The organism is Faecalibacterium langellae, from assembly GCF_002549775.1.
Classification (GTDB): domain Bacteria; phylum Bacillota; class Clostridia; order Oscillospirales; family Ruminococcaceae; genus Faecalibacterium; species Faecalibacterium langellae.
The window spans coordinates 57881-79018 of the sequence record NZ_NMTR01000017.1 but is presented as its reverse complement, the minus strand read 5'-3'; the positions used below and the strand labels follow the sequence as shown (position 1 = coordinate 79018).

19 protein-coding genes are annotated in these 21138 nt (G+C 56.9%); 5 read left to right on the top strand and 14 right to left on the bottom strand.

What is annotated here, in order from left to right; translation table 11 throughout:
* Positions 1–2: 2 nt before the first annotated feature.
* From CGS49_RS07355 to CGS49_RS07300, 12 genes are all read right to left on the bottom strand, one after another.
* On the bottom strand, positions 3–1604 hold the full coding sequence (locus CGS49_RS07355; protein ID WP_179859050.1) for an FHA domain-containing protein: 1602 nt from the start codon (positions 1602–1604) through the stop codon (positions 3–5).
* A 91-nt stretch (positions 1605–1695) separates the two neighbouring features.
* Positions 1696–1986 carry a hypothetical protein gene (locus CGS49_RS07350; protein WP_097801214.1) on the bottom strand — a complete coding sequence of 97 codons (291 nt, stop codon included), beginning with the start codon at positions 1984–1986 and terminating at the stop codon, positions 1696–1698.
* Positions 1986–2327 carry a hypothetical protein gene (locus CGS49_RS07345; protein ID WP_097801213.1) on the bottom strand — a complete coding sequence of 114 codons (342 nt, stop codon included), beginning with the start codon at positions 2325–2327 and terminating at the stop codon, positions 1986–1988. The genes CGS49_RS07350 and CGS49_RS07345 overlap by 1 nt, the downstream gene beginning before the upstream one ends.
* 42 nt (positions 2328–2369) lie before the next feature.
* A complete protein-coding gene (locus CGS49_RS07340; RefSeq protein ID WP_143405832.1) occupies positions 2370–2699 on the bottom strand; it encodes a hypothetical protein in 330 nt (109 codons plus the stop codon).
* 32 nt (positions 2700–2731) lie between these two features.
* Entirely contained in the window at positions 2732–2932 is a 201-nt protein-coding gene (locus tag CGS49_RS07335; RefSeq protein ID WP_097801211.1) for a hypothetical protein, read from the bottom strand.
* A gap of 14 nt (positions 2933–2946) precedes the next feature.
* Positions 2947–3198 carry a hypothetical protein gene (locus CGS49_RS07330; RefSeq protein ID WP_097801210.1) on the bottom strand — a complete coding sequence of 84 codons (252 nt, stop codon included), beginning with the start codon at positions 3196–3198 and terminating at the stop codon, positions 2947–2949.
* Between the two features lie 13 nt (positions 3199–3211).
* Positions 3212–4351, bottom strand: coding sequence for a hypothetical protein (locus CGS49_RS07325; RefSeq protein ID WP_097801209.1), 1140 nt, complete (start codon positions 4349–4351; stop codon positions 3212–3214).
* Between the two features lie 20 nt (positions 4352–4371).
* On the bottom strand, positions 4372–9087 hold the full coding sequence (gene essC, locus CGS49_RS07320; protein ID WP_097801208.1) for a type VII secretion protein EssC: 4716 nt from the start codon (positions 9085–9087) through the stop codon (positions 4372–4374).
* A gap of 45 nt (positions 9088–9132) precedes the next feature.
* Positions 9133–9816: a zinc ribbon domain-containing protein gene (locus CGS49_RS07315; protein ID WP_179859049.1), complete on the bottom strand. Its 684-nt coding sequence runs from the start codon at positions 9814–9816 to the stop codon at positions 9133–9135.
* A 25-nt stretch (positions 9817–9841) separates the two neighbouring features.
* The gene (locus CGS49_RS07310) at positions 9842–12076 is read right to left on the bottom strand and encodes a zinc ribbon domain-containing protein (protein WP_097801206.1); all 2235 of its coding nucleotides are present in this window, start codon (positions 12074–12076) and stop codon (positions 9842–9844) included.
* 512 nt (positions 12077–12588) lie between these two features.
* Positions 12589–13716 carry an N-acetylglucosamine-6-phosphate deacetylase gene (nagA, locus tag CGS49_RS07305; protein ID WP_097801205.1) on the bottom strand — a complete coding sequence of 376 codons (1128 nt, stop codon included), beginning with the start codon at positions 13714–13716 and terminating at the stop codon, positions 12589–12591.
* Positions 13717–13919: 203 nt separating this feature from the next.
* Positions 13920–15383, bottom strand: coding sequence for a PTS transporter subunit EIIC (locus tag CGS49_RS07300; RefSeq protein ID WP_097801204.1), 1464 nt, complete (start codon positions 15381–15383; stop codon positions 13920–13922).
* Positions 15384–15514: 131 nt separating this feature from the next.
* Here CGS49_RS07300 and CGS49_RS14000 point away from each other — a divergent pair, with 131 nt between their 5' ends.
* The 5 genes from CGS49_RS14000 (at position 15515) to CGS49_RS07280 (ending at position 19749) form a co-directional block, all read left to right on the top strand.
* Positions 15515–15811 (top strand): hypothetical protein, encoded by a 297-nt coding sequence (locus tag CGS49_RS14000; protein WP_143405831.1) that lies wholly within the window; start codon positions 15515–15517, stop codon positions 15809–15811.
* Between the two features lie 1193 nt (positions 15812–17004).
* Entirely contained in the window at positions 17005–17364 is a 360-nt protein-coding gene (locus tag CGS49_RS07295) for a DUF6017 domain-containing protein (RefSeq protein WP_097801203.1), read from the top strand.
* 55 nt (positions 17365–17419) lie between these two features.
* Positions 17420–17794, top strand: coding sequence for a TnpV protein (locus CGS49_RS07290; protein WP_242975407.1), 375 nt, complete (start codon positions 17420–17422; stop codon positions 17792–17794).
* Positions 17795–17911: 117 nt separating this feature from the next.
* Positions 17912–19138, top strand: coding sequence for an AAA family ATPase (locus tag CGS49_RS07285; RefSeq protein ID WP_242975406.1), 1227 nt, complete (start codon positions 17912–17914; stop codon positions 19136–19138).
* A complete protein-coding gene (locus CGS49_RS07280; RefSeq protein WP_097801202.1) occupies positions 19126–19749 on the top strand; it encodes an RloB family protein in 624 nt (207 codons plus the stop codon). Before CGS49_RS07285 ends, CGS49_RS07280 begins: the two co-directional genes overlap by 13 nt.
* A 119-nt stretch (positions 19750–19868) precedes the next feature.
* Here the strand turns inward: CGS49_RS07280 and CGS49_RS13995 are convergent, their stop codons facing one another.
* Together CGS49_RS13995 and CGS49_RS07275 are read right to left on the bottom strand one after the other, a co-directional pair.
* Positions 19869–20171, bottom strand: a complete 303-nt coding sequence (locus CGS49_RS13995; protein ID WP_143405830.1) for a hypothetical protein — start codon at positions 20169–20171, stop codon at positions 19869–19871.
* Positions 20164–21129, bottom strand: coding sequence for a PD-(D/E)XK motif protein (locus tag CGS49_RS07275; protein ID WP_097801201.1), 966 nt, complete (start codon positions 21127–21129; stop codon positions 20164–20166). The genes CGS49_RS13995 and CGS49_RS07275 overlap by 8 nt, the downstream gene beginning before the upstream one ends.
* Positions 21130–21138 lie beyond the last annotated feature (9 nt).

Below are 21138 nucleotides of genomic sequence, written 5' to 3'. Positions count from 1 at the left end.
GGTCAGACGATCACCACCTTCATTTTCTCGTTGCCCATGGTCAGCACGCAGCCGTCCGGCAGCGGGGAAGCCGTGCCCACCGGGTGGCCGTTGACGCAGGTGGGGTTGGTGGCGCTGCGGTTGGTGATGCACACACGGCCGTTCTGCACAAAGATGTCACACTGGCTGTGGGAGACCGAGGGGCGGCTCAGCACCAGGCGGCAGCCGGCGCTGCGGCCGATGGTCACGATGCCGTCCAGCGGCACTTCGTAGGTGTTGGCCGCGTTGTTCAGGTCGGTCAGGCGCAGCACCGGGGTGCGGGCCCCGGCCGCCGCAGTCTCGCCGAAGGGAGTGCTGCGGCCGAACATGCGCACCGTGGCGTCGCCGGGGTCCACGGGCTGGGGCGGCGGCACCGGCTGGGGCTTTGGCCGCACCGGGGCCGGGGCAGGGCGCTTTTCAGCGTTCCAGGTCTTCTGCACGCCGGGGGTGTCATCGTCCACCGTGACCACCACGGTGCCGTGGCGGGCGGGCAGCGGCGGGTCCTTGGGGGCGTCCTTCTTTTTGGCGTCGGCCTTCTTTTTGCGGCCCAGCACCACGAAGACCACCACCAGCACGATCACCACCGCAGCGCCCGCACCGGCCAGCAGGAGGAGCATCCTCGTCTGGTTGGAGTTGTCCTGCACCGGCTCCGCGGCCGACGAGGCCGGGGCGCTGCTGACCGACGAAGCCGGTTCCGAGGCCGCCACGAAGGGCATCTTCAGCTGGGTGCTGTAGGCGGTGCCGCCGCAGGTGACCTGAATGGCCCGGGTGGAGCCGTCACACACCTCGTCCGGCAGCTTCGCGGTGACCCGCTGAGCACCGTTGTACTCACAGATGCCCTTTGCGATGGCAAAGGTGTCGTTGGTCTCGGCCAGATACCAGGACTGGCCTCGGTTCACGCGGGAGAGCGCGAACAGGTTTTCCAGCTTTGTTTTGCGCTCAGCCGTGTCGTTGGGGCCGCAGCCCACCGTGTAGATGGGGTAGCCGCAGCTGCGCAGCAGGTTTTCCAGCTCAGTGCGGGTGTAGCCGATCTGCTTGTCGTCCACGCCGTCCGAGATGATGACCACCCGGCACAGCTGGGTGGGGTCGGCATCATACAGCTTCTGCACCGCCTCATAGACGCGGTCGGTCAGCTGGGTGTTCTGGTTTTCATATGTAATGCCGTCAATGGCACTGCCCAGCGAGAGATAATCGCTTTCGGCAGAGCAGAGATAGCGGATATCATCGGAAATGGTGGCAATGGTATACAGTTCGCCCTGCATCCGGTTGCCCACCAGGTTGTCCAGAATTTTGGAGATGGTCTCCCGGCTCTCCTTCGGGATGGAGAGGGAGTTATCCAGTAAGATCAGCGTGTGGATGGGGTGCTCCAGCTCCGAGATGGCCTTGGACTGGACGCCGGTGCACTTCACGCTGCCCACAAGGCATTCGGTCACATCACCGGACTGCGGCAGATACAGCACCGCGCTCTGCTCGGTCTGCGCCGCCCACAGCACCGGCTGATCGCCCGCTGCAAAACTGCACAGCCCGCACCCCGCCAGCCACAGCAGGGTCAAAAGGAATACCGCCGTTCGTTTCAGTGTCCGCATGGTTTCGCGTACCTTCCTTATCCTCAAATCGTTCTGATAAAAAAGCGGCCCGCCTGCAAATGGTATTGCGGCGAGCCGCCCAACACTCACGTCATGTAAACAGCTGGGTCGCATCGTGCCTGAGCTGGGCCATATCATCCTTCATTTCCTGCTGCAGCTTTGCATATTCGGCCAGTGCGTCGTCGGTCGCAGTGATCAGTTGCGACAGATTCCGCTCCATGCGGTCCAGGCGCTGCTGAATCCGGATCAGCTCCTTCTGGTGCATGGTGTCGATCTTTTTGCTCTGCCGGACAAGCTCGGAAAAGCGCCGGACATGGCGCAGCTGTTCGCGCACGTTTTCATTGCGCTGTTCCAGCCGCTCGGGGTTTAGATAAAATTCCATCAGGACTGGAACAGACTCTGCACTTTCTTGCGGGCGTCTTCCAGCTTCTGCTTGGTCTCGCTTGCAATGTTGTTTGCGCTCTCGTCTGCTTCCTTGAAGGCCTTCATGTTTTCTTCCACGGCCTTGTAAGCGGTCTTGACGTTCTCAATGTTCTGGCCGATGACCTCATAGGCTTCGTCTCGTGCATCGCCATCCCAGAACTGGGGGATCTCGCTGCGGCGCTGGTCATACTCGCTGCGAGCCGATTCCAGTTCCTTCATTTTGGACTCCAGCTGGGTGACAGCGGTGGAGTATGCACTGGATTTGAAGTTCAGTTTGATGCTTTCAAAATTTGTTGCCATAATAATGTGCTCCTTTCGCTTTTAAGCCACACCATATCAGGATCAGACAAATACTGCCACGATCTTCGCCACAGTCGAAATAACACCGATGACCTTTTGTGCAAACTGGACCGCTTTTCCGATTTGTTCAGCAATTGTTGTTACAACATTTACGAACTGCTCAACCATCTGGCCGAACTTCTGCACATAGCCGGCTGCTGCCTTCACAAGCTTTTCGCCGATGCTGCCGCCCTCGTCGGAGTTGCCCAGATCCTCGACGATCTGAGCGACCTCGCTCATGATCTGCTGGACCTTGTTGTTGATCTGCTCCACTGCGTCACACCACTGGCCGCCGCGCTGGCTATCAATGTTCATTGCTGTAGTTGCTGCCATAGTACAATACCTCCAATTAAATGTGTTTTCGATCAGACATCAAAAATGATGCGCAGATCTTTTTGTATTCCATCAAGCTGCTGCAGAAGGAGATCTGTATTTTTTCTGTACGCGTCCAGCAGTTCTCCACCCACACAGCCTGATAGTTCGTCTTTGTCCTGCTCCAACAGCTGATACAGGGTATTCAGTTCGCTCACACAGCCTTCGTAGAGCTCGTCGATGTAATAATCCATGGGTCCTCACTGTTTCAGAACAGGATCAGATGGTCGCCCATCTGTACACCGCTGTCTTCCAGCGATACTTCCGTGGGCAAGACCTTCCGGTCTTCGCGCCGGCACAGCAGTTCTGCGCCGGAAGGGATGTAGGCCCCGCCCGTCAGCTCTGCCAGCACCTGATACAGCAGTTCGCGCATCAGGCCCGGCGTGATGGTCTTGGGGGCCGTAAAATCGAATATTTGTTCCACCGAAGGGACTTCGATGGTCAGCAAAAGCTTATCCATGCCGTTCTCCGCCTTACAGGTCCAGCGTGAAAATGTTCAGATCGTCCGGGTTTTCTTCCTCGTGGGTGCCGCAGGGCATCGTGATGCAGTAGTCTTCGCCGTTGTAGGTCATGATGCAGCTGCACTGGGTCTTGCCGGGGATGCCGTACTGGTACTCCTCCCAGCGGGCGAAACATTTTTCCTCCGGCTCCTCGTTGAAGCGCAGGATGTGCTGCTGGGGGTTGAACTGCTCCAGCAGGGAATCATCCTGCTGCTGCCCGCACTGGGAAAAGCCTTCCTTGAAGCAGCCGGTATAATACAGGTTGTAGCCGCGGCCTCGCTGCAGGTTAGCGTGATCCGTCATTTCTTCCTGCTTGCCGCCTGCCGCAAACAATGCACCCAGCGATGCTTTGTCCTCCGCTGTGAATATGGTCTCCAGCTCCTCAAAAGCTTCGAACCAGACCATCAGCGGCTTCGTTTTGCTGCGGATGAAGTCAAAGGCCTTCAATGCAGAAGTCGGATCGGCCGCATCCAGATCATGCTCCTTGCAGTATTTACGCTTCAGGTCCGCGCGTTTCTGCATTTCTTTTGTCAGTTTATCGACCAGACGCTTGCCATCCTCTGCCGCAGCTTCCAGCAGGATCATGTCGGTGCGCTTCTGGTAGGCCTGCAGCAGGGGCGAGCCCTCCCCGAACAGGCTGTTCTTCTTTTTCTTGAAGACCATCACCTGCATCCCCTCGCGGGCATAGGCTTCCAGAAGGTTTGCGTAGACCTTTTCCCGGGTCTCCGGCTCCTTCACCACCACCGAGAGGGAGAACATCTGCCGCAGCGGCAGGGCGATGGAGTTATCGCTCTGGTCGTCGTAGCCCAGCGGAATGCGGCCAGCCGGGAACTTCTCGCAGAACGCGGGATATTCCTCGCGGCCAAAGGTGATGCCGCGCAGCTTCTTGGCTCGCCACTCTGCGATCCGGACGCACTGCTGATACCGTCCCAGCTGCTTTTTGAGGTAATCCTTGTGGATCTTCATCGCATCTTCTTCGGGGAAGCGCTCGCAGACCTCTGCATACTGCTCGGTGCACATCTGCAGCAGCTGCTGCATCAGCTTTTTCTCCTGGGTCAGGTGTTCCAGCTCCAGCTGATAGCCTTCGGTCTGGACACTCTTTCTGTCAGCCATGGTCAATTCTCCTTGCTTTCTCAAATGATCGGCACTTCATCCGGGTCGGGTTCCACATGCACCAGCTCGCCGCAGGGCAGCGAGAGCCCGGCCAGCCTGCCCTGATAGTACATCACGCAGTGGTTGTAGTGCTCATCCGGCTCGTTGATCGCCAGGTAATCCCGCGGCAGCGGAACGGCGCCGCATTTGTCCAGCTGGCCGCCGAACATCAGGGTGAACTTCTGGGGGTTGAAGCAGTCTGCCATCGGCGTCTGGGCCGCCGTCAGCGTATACTCGCCGGGTCCGAAGCAGGCCGTATAGTAGATGTTGTAGCCATAGCCGTTGTTCTTCTTGCTGGTCGTGTTCGGGTCCTGCGCACGGAACAGCTCGGCAAACATCACCGCCTGGCCGTCGTACAGCGACTTTGCAAACTCGTAGTAGTTTTCAAAGATCACCATCAGCGGCGTGCTGTGGGCGTGGATATACTCAAAGGCACGCACCGTGTTCTGCGGGTCGCCACGGGTCAGGCCGTTCTGCTGCACGAACTCGTTGCGCAGCTGCATGCGCTCGCCCATGATCGCCATCAGGCGCTCGAACAGCTCCTGCAGGCCGGTCTCCTTATCCTGCTCGAACAGGGTGACCTTGGTCTGCGCCTGCAGCTGCTGCAGCAGGTCCGAACCGTCCGCATAGATGCTGTTGAAGTTGCGGCGCACAATGAACAGCTCCATGTGCTCGCGGCAGTACGCCTGCAGCAGGGTGCTCACGATGTGCTCGGCACCGGCCGGGTTGCCGTTGTAGACCGTCAGCGAGAAGGTCTGGCGCAGCGGCAGCGCCACCGGCTTTGCATCCGAGAGGTTGTAGCCCAGCGGGATGCGCATCGGCGCAAACTTTTCGCAGAATTCTGCGTAGCTCTGGCCTTCTTCCACCATCGGCAGACGCATGGCCGGGGGGTATGCTGCATCGCGGGCCGCGATCTCGTCCAGCGCGGCGCGCAGCTGCTGTGCGGCGGCCTGCTGGTCCTCGCTGTCCGAAAGGATCGCGCCCTGGAACTCCAGCGGCTGCTCCTCCCAGATGCACAGGCCGCGGCCCGGCAGGCAGGGCGGCAGATATTCGGTCTTGCAGCCCAGAATGTCGAAGTAGCCGTACTTGTCCTTCTGGTTCATGCCGATGTGCTCGCTGGCTTCCTGCCGCACACGCATACTGAACTCGTTGTAATGGCCGCCTGCCAGCACGAATTTGATGCCGTAGGGCGCGCCGTCACGCATGAAATCGTGGATGGTGCTGTAGTAGAAGTTGCCCTTCTTGATGCTGGTAAAGTTGACCACGCCGTCGATCACCACCACCCACAGGGGCAGCTTTTCCACCCGGCAGTAAGCCTCATAGCTGTTCACCTCGGCCTGCGCGAACAGCTTCTGGCGGCGCTTGGTCTCGTCGGTGATCATCTCGAACAGGCGGTCGATGGACGGTTCGTCCTCGTCGGTCAGCACGATGCCGCAGTGCGGGATGCGGCGGAACTGGGTCAGCAGCTTACTGGAGAAATCCAGAATGTAGAAGTTGACCTGCTCGGGCGTATAGCGCTGGGCCAGGTTCAGCAGCATGGTCTGGAGCATGGCCGTCTTGCCGCAGCCGCTTTCGCCCACCAGCAGCAGGTTGTGGGTGCTCTGCAGGTCCAGCTCCATCGGGTACTGTTCCTGCTTGCCCGGGTCGTCGATCATGCCCACGAGGGCCGAGATCTTTTCCGGCGTCTTGCCGGGGAAGCGCTCCTGCAGCTGCGCCAGCGTCAGCATGGTGGGCAGCGGGGGCGGCAGCAGGGTGCGCGGGATGATGTGTTCGCGCTTTGCCATCTCGGACAGGTACTGCACCACCGCCACGATCTGCTTGGACTCGGCCTTTTTCTTTTTCTTGATAGGCTTTGCCACCAGCAGAGTCTGGGCCGTGTCGTCGATGACCTGCACCGATTCGTCCTTCTGCTGGACCACTTCGTCCTGCGGGATGTATTCGGCGCCGCACCATGCGGACTGGCCCATGGCGAAGTATTCGTTGTAGCCCACCTGCAGGTAGAACCGGCCGGTGTCCTTCAGGCTGGCGGCGTCCGGGCGCTTGAGCATGTCCTGGCTGTCGCCGGTGTCCTGCACGCGCAGGCAGACGCGGAACTTGGTGTTGCTCCAGATCTGGTCGTTGACCACGCCGGAGGGCTTCTGGGTGGCCAGGATCAGGTGGACGCCCAGGCTTCGGCCGATGCGGGCGGTACTGATCAGCTTGTCCATGAACTCCGGCTGCTGGCTTTTCAGCTCGGCAAACTCGTCCGAGATGATGAACAGGTGCGGCAGGGGTTCCTCCACCCGGTGGGCGCGGTACAGGCGCTGATAATCGTAGATGTCCAGCGTGCCTTCGTTGCAGCGGCTTTTCGCCTCGTTGAAGATGCGCTGGCGGCGTTTCAGCTCGCTCTCGATGGAGATCATCGAGCGGGAGATGGCGGCACCGTCCAGGTTGGTGATGGTACCCACCAGATGCGGCAGATGGATGCCGCGGGCCTTATCCTCAAAGGCACCGGCCAGGCCGCCGCCCTTGTAGTCGATGAGCAGGAAGGCCACCTCGTCGGGGCTGAAGTTGACCGCCATGGACAGGATGTAGGTGATGATGAACTCCGACTTGCCGGAGCCGGTCATGCCGGCCACCAGGCCGTGGGGGCCCTGGCGCTTTTCGTGCAGGTCCAGCATGAACAGTTCGCCGTCGGTGCCCACGCCCACCGGCGCAGCCAGGCTGCGGGTGGGGTCGCTGTCGGCCCAGCGCTTGAGCAGGTTCAGGTGTTCCACCTTGCCCACGCCGAACATCTCCAGGAAGGTGAAGGTCTTGGGCAGGCTGTAGCTGCCTGCGATGGTCATCAGGCTGGTGTTGGCCAGCTTTTTCATGCTGGCAAGGTAGCGGTCCTCGCCGTAGCGGTCCAGCGCGAACTCCTGGGGCGGCTGGTCCGGGTGCAGCAGGTCGTAGGCATGATGGGTGCCGGTGGAGCTCATGCGGAAGATGCGGGTGGACTCCTTGGGCTGCTGCTCAAAGGCAGCCACCACCGAAAGGCCTACGTTGTGGTCTTCGGCCAGCACATCTTTCAGCACTTCCAGGTTATCGTAAAGGGATTTGCTCAGCGCAAACACCACATAGTGCGGGTGGGTGCGGCGGTATTTCGCCACATCCGCTTTTGCGCCGAAGGCCCCCTCCATCTCCCGGCGCAGGTATTCGCCGATGGCGCTGGCGCCGGGCTGGCTGGTGGCCAGGAAGCGGATGGTGCGCTCGTTGTTCCACACATGGGGCAGGTAGCGCACCTCGTTCAGGGCGGGCAGTTCTTCCTTTTCCAGCAGGAAGATGCACTTCACCTCGTCGTAGCTGTGGGTCATCATGAGCTGGGCCGCCAGGCTGCGCACAAAGGCCAGCACATAGGGCCGGTCGCCCACCACGCCGCAGACGTAGTCCTCCAGCAGGGAGGTCATCACCGGGGCCTTGGGGATGACGTAGGTCTGCTGCACCAGCGCATACATCTGCGCTTCCAGCGTGTCCTGCTCCATCTCAAAGCGCTCCTGCGGGTACTCCAGCGCGGCGCGCATGGGCACCGTGCCGGAGCCGATGCGCAAAGTGAGGAAGTCGTCGTCGGTGTTGCGGCGCTCCCACAGGCGGGAGACCATGCTCTCGAAGTAGCCCAGCACGCTGGACATGTTCGGGTAGTTGGCGTTCAGCACGTCGTATTCGTGCTTGCACTCCTTTTCGATCTCCTGCTTTTTGGCTTCCAGATATTCGCCGTATTTTTCCAGACGGCGGGCCTCATATTCCTTGCGCTCCTTTTCGGTGTAGCGCTGGGTCAGGAAGGGGAAGACCAGCGAGGTGAGGGCCATGCTGTAGCTGCCCATCATGATGGAGCGGCCGCCCATGACGGCCGACGAACCCATGCGCAGCACCAGCGGCATCTTGTCCGAGTTCATGGGCATGGGCGGCGCATCCACTGCGATGGCCGGCCACTCCATGGAATAACGGCTGCGGGGGCCGCGGTTGTACAGCCCGCCGCGGCGGGCACCGGTGGCAACGCCCACGTCGCCGCGGGGCGGGTCCAGCACCGGCAGCACCGACGGGCTGACGTACATTTTGGTGTCACCGGAGCAGATGGACAGAAAGTCCGTGCCGACGATGACGCGGGGGCCCATCAGGTAGACCACATCGCCCAGCTTCAGCGCGGCAGTGCCCCTCACGCGGCAGTGGTTGACATAAACGCCGTTGGCGCTCTCCAGGTCCTGCACCTCCCAGCCGCGCTCGGTGAGACGGAAGATGGCATGGTGGTGGCTGACGAAGCCGTTGGAGCTGACGATATCGTTGGTGTTGTCACGGCCAAAGCGGATGGGCACATTGTAGCGTGCGCGGTAGTTGCGGAACACGCTGGACGCCTTGGTGATGGTCTCGGCATACAGGATATACTGGCGGCCCGCATTGCGCAGGAAGTACATCTGCCGCAGTGCCAGCGGCGTCTGGCGGCAGTCCACCGACTGCGCGCCCACAAAGCAGGTGGCCGCGTCGCAGCACAGATACCACTGGCCGCCCAGCGCTTCGATGGAAAGGAAGCCGCTGCCCGCCTGGGAAAAACGATATTTGCCTTCTGCCACCCGGGGCAGCAGCAGCGCGTCGATGTGGCCGTTCTCGCCGATGAGGTTCACGCGCATGCCGAGGTATGCGGCGTCCTGCCCGACGTTTGCGGTCAGAGGTTTCGGTCTATCCATTCCATCCTCCCGTGATGTGGGGTATGCTCTTTATAAGTCGTTGGCTCAGTCCAGCTTTGCGCCGCAGTTGATGCAGAAGGTCGCATCCGCCGGGATGGGCTCACCGCAGCTGGGGCAGACCGAGGTCTGCGGGGCTGCCGGCTGGGCAGGCTGCTGGACCGGCTGCTGCACGGGCTGGGTGGGCTGCTGGAACGAGGGTGCCGGGGTAAATGCCGCCGACTGTGCCGGGGCTGCCGGGGCGGGAGCGGGAGCCGGGGTGGGAGCCGCGGGCTGCTCCACCCGTGTGCCGCAGCTGGTGCAGAAGGCTGCACCCGGGGCCAGCGGCGCGCCGCAGTTCTGGCAGAAAGCCTGTGCGGCGGGCTGGGCAGGCTCTGCCTGGACCAGCCGTGCACCGCAGCCGGAACAGAAGGCCATGCCCGGGCGGATCTTTGCGCCGCAGTTGGGGCAGCGGCTGGCTGCGTTGATGGTCTGGATCTGCATCCGGCAGTTCTCGATCTTATCGTGCAGGGCATTCACCTGCTCGATGAGATCGGCTGCCTCGGGCAGGGGGTGTGCGCTGTAGGCGCAGTACACCTCATAGCCGATCTGATTGTAGAGCTGGTTGATGCGGCTTTCTGCATCCGAGATCTCGCCGTTCAGCCGGGTGATCTCCGAAAACTCTTTGGCACTCTTGGCCGCGCTCTGGCTCGCCTGGGTGACCCGGTTCTTCATTTCATCGAAAAATGCCATGGTTGCGTCTCCTTTTCGCTGAATCTTAATAGCCGTACCAGCCCAGATCAATGGTGGTCCCGGCCAGCGTATCTCTGCACCACATCTGGTCCACATCGGTGAGCAGGCGGGTCTTCTCCTTGCCGTCGTAGCTGTACAGATCGTTGTCCGAAATGTACAGCGTGGTGTTCTTATCCACGCGGCGGACCCAGCTCACGCCGTCCGCGATCACGGTGCGGGTGCCGTCCTTGGCGATCAGTGCGATCTCCTTGTCGTCGTAGCTGTTATAACCGGTGTGCACCAGCAGCTGGCCGTCCTCGTACACCGTTGCGTAATCGGCTGCGATGTCCTGCGCCGCGCGGGTGGACTTGCCGTTCGCGTAGGTGTACAGGTCCGCATAAGAGGTGCCGTTGCTGTCGTACTTGTTCGCAACGTAGTACAGCACACCGTCTTCCACGCTGCAGATGGAAGCGTCATCCGACACGATCTCCAGGCTGCCGATGACATTGCCGCTGACCTTGGCAGCGTACAGGGTACCCTCGTCGCTGTCCTCAACCAGGACGTAATCGCCCACCATGGCGGCATCGTCCAGTTCGGCAATGGCCTCAAGGAAGGTCTTGGACATGTTCACGGTCTTGCCCGTATCCATGTTATACACATGCACATTGGCCGGTTCCATGATATCTTCCAGATAGTCGCTGCCGTCGCTGTTCACCACATCGTCCACGGTCACGGTGCCGGTGAGGGCGTCTGCGCCGTAGTAGAAGATCGTGTTCTGGTAGTTCACGGCCGCCAGCAGGTTCTCTGCGATCACGGTCGTGGTGCCGTCCTTGTAGTTGAAGCTGTAGAGGTTATAAACCGGGGTTTCCTCCTTCATGGACTGGACCAGCTCATAGCGGCTCTGGGCAGCATAGTAGGCATCGTAATCGGTGGTACTGCCAGCCTGTTCGCAGCCCACGCACAGCTCATGCCATGCGGTGTCGCCGTACTCGCCGTAAGCCTGCGCAATGGTGACGAGGTCTGCCTTGACGGCGTCGGTCAGCGGGAAGTAGCCGTCGCCGTCCTCCTGAGAGGAATACTTGTCCACGAAGGACTTGCAGGCCAGCGCCACAGCAGAATCGGAAGAATACTGCATGTCGTCGATGGAAGCGTACTCGCCAAAGAAGCGCACCGAGGTCGAGCAGGAAGCAACGATCTGGTCATAGTCGCTCTCGTTGTCGTACTGGCCGAAGTAATAGTGCCAGTAGTAGGGGACAGAGTAATCGTCCTCGCTGGGCTCCTTGGTGTAGTTGTCGGCATCGGACAGCACCGAAGCCAGCGAATAGGTCTCGCCCGAAGCGCCCAGATAATACAGTGCGTCGTCGCCGTAGGTCACGGTCTCGTAGTCATCCACCAGCTTTTCGGTGTTGCCTGCGGTATCCACGCTGTAGAGAATGCTCTCATCATCGTCGTTTTTCTTGTAGTACAGGATGTGGTCCAGGTTCTGGGTGGACACCAGCGAGTACACGCTGCTCACCAGCTTGGTGGACTCATCCGGCTTCTTCAGGTCCACGAAGTAGAGGGTAAAGTCGCCGTTGTCGTCGGCGGTATAGTACATCACGCGGTTCTTCTCGGTGTCCACACGGAAGGAGTAGACATCCTTGCCCAGGGTGGTGGGCTGGTTGCCGTCGTAATAGTACAGCTTATCGTCGGAGTTCTTGTACACGACACCATTGTTCAGCACCGAGAAGTCCAGGTTCACGTTCGTTGCAATGGTGGTGATGTACTTGTCGTTCTTGTCCGAGCCGTCCTTCAGCTTGCCATACTCGGCACGGTTCAGGGTGCCGTAGCTGCCGTCCAGCTTGGAGATATAGTAGAAATACTTGCCGTCCGGGCTGAATGCGGTGCTCAGGCTCTCGTAATCGCTCTCGTCGGTCTTGGCCGAAGCGATCTCCACCGTGTCGGTCTTGCTCAGGCTGGGCAGCAGCTCATACTTGCCGTCCTGCAGTGCGACATAGGCGTTCTTGCTGGAGCCGCCCAGGTTGGGCAGCACGAAGAACACCACTGCCAGCACAGCCAGCACTACGGCCACGATGGCCACGATCAGCAGCGGCAGCTTGGACTTTTTGGCCGCAGCGGCACCCTGATCGGGCTGCACCGCGACCTCCTCCGGGGCCTGCACGACCGGGGCAGTGGGCTTGCGCGCCACGATGGTCTGGGTGGGCTCTGTCAGGCGTGCGCCGCAGCTGCCGCAGAATTTTGCTCCATCCGGGAGCTGCGCTCCACACTTTGGACAATTCATAATCTATTCCTCCATATTCTCGCAGGGCCGGGTGCTCTGCTCGTTTATTGAACGCGTTCGCCGTTCCGGCGATGCGATCCGGACTGAAAAAACGGGGGGCGTTGCGGGAAGAAAAAAGCAGTGTCAGAACGCACCGGAACACGCCCTGCCGCGGCGCTCCCCATGGGGAACCGCTGCAAAACGTGCAACACCGGTCAGACCGTTTCTGACACTGCCATAAAAACTTTTTTTCGAAATCTGCCGCATTTTATAATACCCCTATTATAAAATAAGCTCAGCCATCCAAGCGGACAGCCGCCACCGGCGCTCCATGGCCGCAAAACCATGCACAACGAGCGCCGATGCGTTCCTCCCATCCCCGGCAGCGCACCTTGCGGCTGCTACCGGGAACCAGCTTTATTATAGCGCAATGCCAGGTGCGGGTCAAGAAAGATGTCGTTTTTGCGCGAAGGCGTCTGCCCGCCAAAACAGCCCGGAAAAAGCCCGGGCTGCTCCCGCTGCGCTGCCGGCGATCAGACGATGCGCGTGCCCTTCTGGTAGACGGCCTGAATGTTCAGTTCCTTGTCCGCCAGGATGACATTGCCGTAGCGCCCGGCGGCCAGAGAGCCGTAGTCGGCGTCCACACCGATGCTCTTGGCGGGGTTCTCGCTGGCGGCACGCACGGCGCTTTCCAGCGGCACATTCATCTCCAGCACGGCGCGCTTCATGCAGTCGTACAGGCAGGTGTTGCTGCCCGCGATGGTGTCCGGGTGCTCGGTCAGGGTGGCGCGGGGTCCCTTGACCGTGATAGCCTGTCCACCCAGACTGTACTGACCGTCCGGCAGACCGCAGGACATGGCGCTGTCGGCGATCAGGCACACACGGTCATCGCCGAAGGTGTTGAAGGTGAACCGCACCATGGCGGGGTGGATGTGCACGTTATCGGTGATGAGTTCCACCTCGGCATCGTGCTCCATGGCAGCAATGATGGGGCCGGGCGCACGGTGGGTGATGCCGGGCATGGCGTTGTACAGGTGGGTCATGTGGGTGGCACCGGCCTCAAAGGCCTTGACGGCGGTGTCGTAGTCGGTGCAGGTGTGGGCGATGGAAATGCGCACCTCGTTATGGCACTCCTTGATAAAGTCCAGATTGCCCGGCTCCTCGGGGGCAACATCCACCAGCTTGATCAGGCCGCCCGCGCGCTTCTGCAAACGGCGGAACATGGCGGCGTCTGCGCCCTGCACATACTCCGGGTTCTGTGCGCCCACCTTTTTGGGGCTGATGAAGGGGCCTTCCATGTTGATGCCCACAAGGTCGGCGCCCTTGCCGTTTTTGTGGGCGGCAGCGGCGTCCATCACATGGTTCAGGAATTCCTCCGGGTAGGTCATGGTGGCGGGGCAGATGGCAAGCACGCCCTTGCTGGCTTCAAAATCCGCCAGCGTCTGGATGGCTTCCTCGGTGCCGTCGCAGAAATCCTTGCCCATCGCCCCGTGGAAGTGGATATCCACAAGGCCCGGCAGGGCGTACAGACCCTCGGCGTCCAGCACCTCCTCGCCCTCCTCCGGGGCGGCAAAGGGCACGATGCGGCCATTGCGGATGACGATGGTGCCGCGCTCAAAGGTGTGGCGCGGGGTATAGACCAGTGCATTCTGAAGGATCATACAAAACACCTCGTTCTTTTTTCTTTTCACCCAGTATAGCACGCCGGGTGTTTTTACAAAAGTCCTTTTGTGTGAACATTGTACCGCTGTGCATAAAAAGCGGGCCGCCGGGAGGGGGCGCTGTGCACCCCGCCCCCGGCGGCCCGGTTCATACTGCAAAATCAACCAGACTTTTGCAGTTCATTCTTTTCAGAAGTGCAGGATCACAGCATCTTCTTCAGCTCGTCGTACACGAACTGCACCTTGGTGCCGATGATGACCTGGCAAGCGTTCTTGCTGGGACGGATGATACCGGCAGCACCGGCAGCCTTGACAGCCTTCTCATCGACCTTGGTGTTATCCTTCACCTCAAAACGCAGACGGGTTGCGCAGTAACCAACGTCCTTCACGTTCTCCTTGCCGCCAATTGCAGCCAGAACAGCAGAAGCGACTTCGGTGTAGTTGTTGTTGGCCAGAACGACCTTCTTCTCAGCTTCCTCGTCGTCATCCTCACGGCCGGGGGTCTTCAGGTCGAACTTGGTGATGGCGAAGTAGAACACGAAGTAGAACACCAGGAATGCTGCGATGCCCAGAGGAATGATCATCCAGGTCTTGGCAGCTGCGGGCAGAGAAGCGGAGAACACCAGGTCGGTAGCGCCTGCGGAGAAGCAGAAGCCAGCACGGAAACCGGAGTAGTAGGTGATGATGGTGAAGATGCCGTACAGAGCGGAGTACACAACGTACAGCGGGAAGCACAGGAACATGAAGCCGAACTCGAAGGGCTCGGTAACGCCGCAGACGAATGCACAGATGGCAGCGGAGACGACCAGACCAATAGCAGCCTTCTTGTTCTTAGCGGTCTTGACCATAGCCAGAGCAGCACCGGCAATACCGAACATCATGCAGGGGAAGAAGCCGGACATGTACATGCCAAGGCTCCAGCCCACATCAGCGCTGGTCTCACCTGCCCAGAAGTGGGTCAGGTCGCCCAGACCGATGGTGTCGAACCAGAACACGTTGTTCAGAGCGTGGTGCAGACCGGTGGGGATCAGCAGACGGTTCAGGAAAGCGTAGATGCCAGCGCCGATGCCGTCCATGCCAGCGATGCCGTTGCCAATTGCGACCAGAGCGTCGAAGATGACGGGCCAGACGAACAGCAGAACAACAGATGCTACGATGGAGATCAGACCGGTAGCGATCGCAACGAAGCGCTTGCCGGAGAAGAATGCCAGCCAGTCAGGCAGCTGGGTATCCTTGAACTTGTTGTAGCAGGCAGCGCCGATGACGGCAGCCAGAATGCCGATAAAGGAGTTGCCGGCGACCTTCTGGTATGCAATGTAGGTAGCGGTGCCTTCTTCGATGTGGCGCACAGCGCTGACCACACCGGGGTTCAGCAGCTGCTGCATCATCAGGAAGCTGACCAGACCGGCCAGACCTGCGGTACCGTCGTTGTCGGCAAGGCCGACAGCGGCACCGATGGCAAACAGCCATGCCATGTTATCGATCAGAGCGCCGCCTGCCTTGATGAGCAGGAAGCCGACGGTGTATGCTGCGCCGGAAGTTGCGCCCTCGGCACCCATAACAGCGGGAGCCAGAGCGTAGCCGATGCCCATCAGGATGCCGCAGATCGGCAGCACAGCGACGGGAAGCATCAGAGCTTTGCCCAGTTTCTGGAGATACTTCAGCATAAGACACATTCCTCCTTAAAGAATGTTTGTGTTTACAGACGCCTCTGGTTGCAGGCTGTCCATAGTTCCGTAACAGAATAGTAACATATTTTTGCAAAAAAAGAAAGAGGTTTTTTCTTTTTTCTATTAAAATGCGTCAAAAGTCCTTATTTGACGGCGCAGCTGTCAGTATTTTTTGTTTTTTCTGCACGCGTTCTGATTTAAGTGCTGAAAATTCTTTTCTTTTTATGTCTATTTTGTCCAAAGACTTGCATCCCAGCGCGGCCGCCGCCCCGTTTCGCAGCGCAGCTCCCCTGCTCTGTGGGCGTACTGTTCCAGTATATGCTTTGCCGCCGCGCAAAGCGCACGGGCACGGGCTGTTCTCATCCCACCAGCAACTTCACTACACTGTGCAAAAAGAAAACCGCCAGCGCTTTTCTTCACGCTGACGGCTCTGGCGGAGATGGTGGGTTCTCCCGCGCCCTAAAAACAGCCCACTGGGCTGTTTTTGCCCGGCGGGACGCAAAGCGCCGGGCACGGGCTGTTCTCATCCCACCAGCAACTTCACTACACTGTGCAAAAAGAAAACCGCCAGCGCTTTTCTTCACGCTGACGGCTCTGGCGGAGATGGTGGGTTCTCCCGCGCCCTAAAAACAGCCCACTGGGCTGTTTTTGCCCGGCGGGACGCAAAGCGCCGGGCACGGGCTGTTCTCATCCCACCAGCAACTTCACTACACTGTGCAAAAAGAAAACCGCCAGCGCTTTTCTTCACGCTGACGGCTCTGGCGGAGATGGTGGGATTCGAACCCACGTGCCCGGTTAAGGACAAAACGATTTCGAGTCTTTGAAATTGTTGGATGAAGCTGGTTCCTCGCGGCTGTAATTGGCAGCTGAGGGCATTTTTGCAACCTCCAAAAAGGCACATCACACCACAATTTGCAGGCGAAAATCAGCCGTTTTTTGCGAAATGACGTTAGAAAAATCCTTTTTCACACGGGGCGTCAGCGGCTGCATGTCAGGTGTAGTTGTGTTAGATGTCCGTTAGAATTATGCAGTGCTGCCGTTGCTGTGCCAGCTCACAGCAGGCTTCCCTGTCTGAACGCAGCGTTTCCCGAAAGCCGGGAGATGCTGCGTTTTCTCTTGCCCGCATTGGGCTGAAAGGGAAGCCGCCATGTCAACATTCCGCGTCAATAAAAACGTCAACTACACCGTTATGAGCAACCACCACCTGCAGGATAAGAGGCTGTCCCTGAAAGCCAAGGGACTGCTGTCCTATATGCTCTCCCTGCCGGACGATTGGGATTACAGCCTGAAAGGGCTGACAACCGGGTGCAGGGATGGCATCGACAGTGTGAGAAGTGCGGTTCACGAACTGGAAGATGGCGGGTATCTGTGTCGGAGCAAAGTCCGTGATGCCCGTGGCCGCATTATTGACTACAACTATGAAGTCTTTGAACTGCCGCAGAAAGAACGGATTGAAAAACGCCCTGCTCCAGTGCCAAATTCACCATCATCGGAAAATCCAATGTCGGGTTTTCCAACGTTGGAGAATCCAACACAACAAAATACTAATAAACAAAATACTAAAAGACAAAGTACTAATCTATCAGGGCAGACGGACGAATCTGCGGATTTTGACCAGATGGAAGCACAGGTACGGGAGGAGTTCCGGGAACGGCTGGAGATCGACACTCTTGCCCAGCGGTACGACCCCGACAAGTTGGAGGAGTTGTTGGACAACATTGTGGAGATGTACTGCTGTCCTCGGCAGACCCAGTACGTCGGCAAGCAGCCGCAGACCACTAAAGCCATCCGGCTGCGGCTGGACAAGCTGACCAGCCAGCACGTTGAGTACATCTTCGATGTGATGTCCAACACCACCCAGCCCATCAAGAACATCATGGCCTATCTGCGCACCACCATCTTGAACGCCCCCACCACGATGGAGCACTACTATCAGGCGCAGGGCAACTGGCTGACCGCACAGAGCCGGAAGAAGTGAGCGTCGTTTTCCACAAAGGCCGCAAAACGCGTTGAAAATGCAAAGGAGAATTTCCATGAAGAACACGAACACTGTCCGCACCGAGATCCATTACGCACAGGCTGGGGAGTATCAGCTGCCCCTGCTCACCCTGCCGCAGACCGATGATTCCGAACCGCTGGGCAAATATGGCCGGATGCGGTTGGCCTATCTCAAAACTCAGCGTCCTGTGCTGTACAACCGGATGTTGCTGAACGGTACGCTCTGGCCGCATTTGCAGGATGTCCAGAAAACGGCCTGCAAGTGGCTGGAACGCACAATGACCACTCTGTTAGACAAGTACCCCGCGCCGGACAAAGAGCGCGCACAGCTTCTCTGGGTGGCGCACATGAATGGGCTGAAAGCGCAGGCAGAGGAGGTGGTGGTGAGGGAAATCGTGTATGCAGAGTGATTTCAACTGTTTTTCATGTTTCTGTTTCAGCATCAAAAACGCCTAGACACGATTTTATGTCTTGATTTTGAATATTTTCCGCAAATATCAATATTAAAATTTGATTTTCTGCCAAGAATGGAGTATACTGAACCCAGAAAACACTTGGGAGGTTTTGCGATGCTGCTTCAATTTTCTGTCACGAACCACCGTTCCATCAGGGATACCGCCGTCATTAGCATGAAGGCATCCACAGATAAAAGTCTGTCCGACTGCCTGATTTCGCCGGACGAGAAGAAACAGCTTGTGCCAGTGCTTGCACTGTACGGCGCAAATGCAGCTGGAAAGAGCAATGTTCTCCATGCCCTCCTGCTCATGCGCGAGATGGTCTGCGGGCGGTATGCCAAGTTGCTGAAAGGTGAGTTCCTTCCGCAAGAACCGTTTGCTTTCACCGACCAGCCTACACAGCCGACCAGCTTTGAAGCCATCTATTTTTATGGCGGCATCAAGTATGCCTATGGGTTCTCGTTTGACAAGTCCAAAGTCCTGACCGAATATCTCTATCACTGGCCCAACGGCCGGGAGGCTCTGGTTTTTTCCAGAGAAGGCAATGGTTATCAGTTCCGCGAGAATGTTCAGGAACAGCTTACCCTTGCCGGACGCACCGCAGAAAACCGGCTTTACCTGTCCAGCTCCAACGAGTGGAACTGCCCCCAGACTGAAAAGGCGTATCTGTGGTTCTTTGAAAAACTGACAGGCTTTATGGGAACCGAAATGCGGCTGGATGCTACATTGTCTGCCATCCGGCAGGGCGGCTCTGAAAAGAGCCGTATCCTGCATGAAATGCTGTATGCAGACCTCGGTATCAAGGACATCCGCATTACAGGCTCCAAGGAAGAGCCTATCATCTCCGCACTGCACATTCTCGATGCCGAAGATGGCGCTTCTGAGGGGTTCTGGCTCCCGTTGGGTCAGGAATCTGTTGGGACACAGCGTTTCTTCTCTCGCATCGGTATGTGGCTTGCGGCTTTGGAATCCGGCTCTGTTTTGGTAGTAGACGAGATAGAATCCAGTATGCACCCGCTGCTGACAAGGCATCTGATCGAGATGGTGCAGGATGACGCTATCAATACAAACCATGCACAACTCATCTTTACAACACACGATACCGGACTTCTCGACCTGACGTTGCTGCGGCGCGATCAGATCTGGTTTGCAGAGAAGAACGAAAAGACCATGCAGACCGATATTTATGCCCTGACCGAGTTTTCTCCCCGGAAAGGTGAGAACATCGCCAAAGGCTATCTGCAAGGCCGGTATGGGGCGATCCCATTCATTGGAGGGAATGCAGTATGGGCAGAATAAAAGAACTCAGCCGCAAACCCGCCCGAACCAGAAAGCGAAATCCTGTCGTATACCTCATCTGCGAAGGCAGTGAAACCGAGATTCGGTATTTCAAGCATTTCCGAAGTCGGGGCTGTAACATCGACATCATCCCGATTTCTTCTCAGTATAAATCTGCCGACAGGCTTGTGCAGAAAGCCAAAGCCACTATGGGCAACAATCCCTACTATCCCGATGAAGGCGATTCCATCTGGTGCGTCTTTGACCGTGACGATAATTCTAACGAGGTACTTCTGCGCGCCAAACAGTCCGCTCAAAAGGAAGGCTATCATTTGGCCTACTCCAATCCATCCTTTGAGCTGTGGTTCCTACTACATTTTGTAAATCAGCAGACAGAGGTTGAAGATTGCCAAGCATTAATTCGATTGCTGAAACAGCCGGGCAGACTTCCTGAGTATGAGAAAAACAAGGATTACTTTGACGTTTTGAAGCCTTTGCAGGCAACTGCGATTCAGAGAGCGAAAGCTCGTGCAGACCAAGTTCAGAAGCAGGTTCTCGAACCGATTTCACGGCAGAGCAATCCGTTGACAACGGTTTGGAAACTTGTAGAGCATTTGAACTCTAAAATTTAAGAACAAAACAATAAAGTCCACAGGTTGGATTTTATATCCGACCTGTGGACTTTCCAATATCTTGGACGTTTCGTTTGGACCTTAAAATGTGACGTAGAACCGTGAATTTAATGTCGTAATTACAAATACTTTTCTTTCAGTAATTTTGCAACTCGCACATGCGCAATATTAGAACTTTTATAAAGTTCTTCTACCACTTCCGGGACACTTCTATCGGCAAAAATTCCTTTATTATCTTTTTCGGTATCTATTCCGTAATAATTCAGAAAGGTTTTACTTAGCCAGCCATGATAATCATTTGTCCTAAATAGTTTGTACTCAATAGCTGCAAGACTAAGCCCTTGAAACAAATAATAATAAATAATCTCTGGGACAAGGTCATTTATGTTCCGATGGTCAAACAAATCATATGTCTTAAACATTTTGAGCCCCCACAGAATTTGATTTGGCAATATCGATAAATAAATCGTCCTCTATGAATTCCACATTGTCCAAGACACAATCATATTCGGCATTCGCCACACCACGAGGCGTGTTCTCTCTGAACTTGGGAATATCCGCTGCACGATAGATATGCCGATTTGCCTCTGTATAAGCACGGTTGAATCGCAGGTGCTTAAGGCGGCTTTCTTCTACGTTTTTCAACACATAGTTAATACGCAGCAATTTTCTTGAATCGTTCGCCATGATTTTTTTACAAGACATGAGTAGTTCAAACAATGAAAGTCCCTCATCGTCATAACGCAACAGATATGACAAAACAAATATATCATATACTTCTGTCATTAACTGCTCATGCCGGAAGTGATGTGTCCGTATGTTCTTTACTGTTGCTTTAACTTCAAGTTTCACTTTCTCTGAAATTGAGAAATCAAATTTCATACGGTCTCTCGACTGCCAGTATTTTTCAATTTCCAATGATTCATGAAAACTGCAAATTGTATACAATTCGGCATATAGCCCAATCAATTCATTATCCGAAAGTTCTTTTTTATCATTGAAAAATGTACGCAAAATATTAAACGTTTCTATTATAGCTTCTTCAGATTTATCGCCCTCCTGTATTAAAACCATCGAAAGTTCCAGAAATATATATTTTTCTCGTTTAACTTCAGATAAGCACCGAATAATGTGAACCGTGTCATCATACGGTTTTCCATTCAGTTCATAACAAACTTTCATATTGCACTCGATACTTATTTTTTGAGTTTTGTATTTGATTGGAAATCTGTGAAGACCTGAAGACTTAACAACAACACAAACGTGGTCAAACTTATCTATCCCAATAAAAAAGTTCGGCCTGTACTCTACAAGTGTAAAGTCATGGGTACTTGCATTCCCGCTTCCAAAGTGATTTTGGAAAGTTTCAACTATATCCACATTAGCACC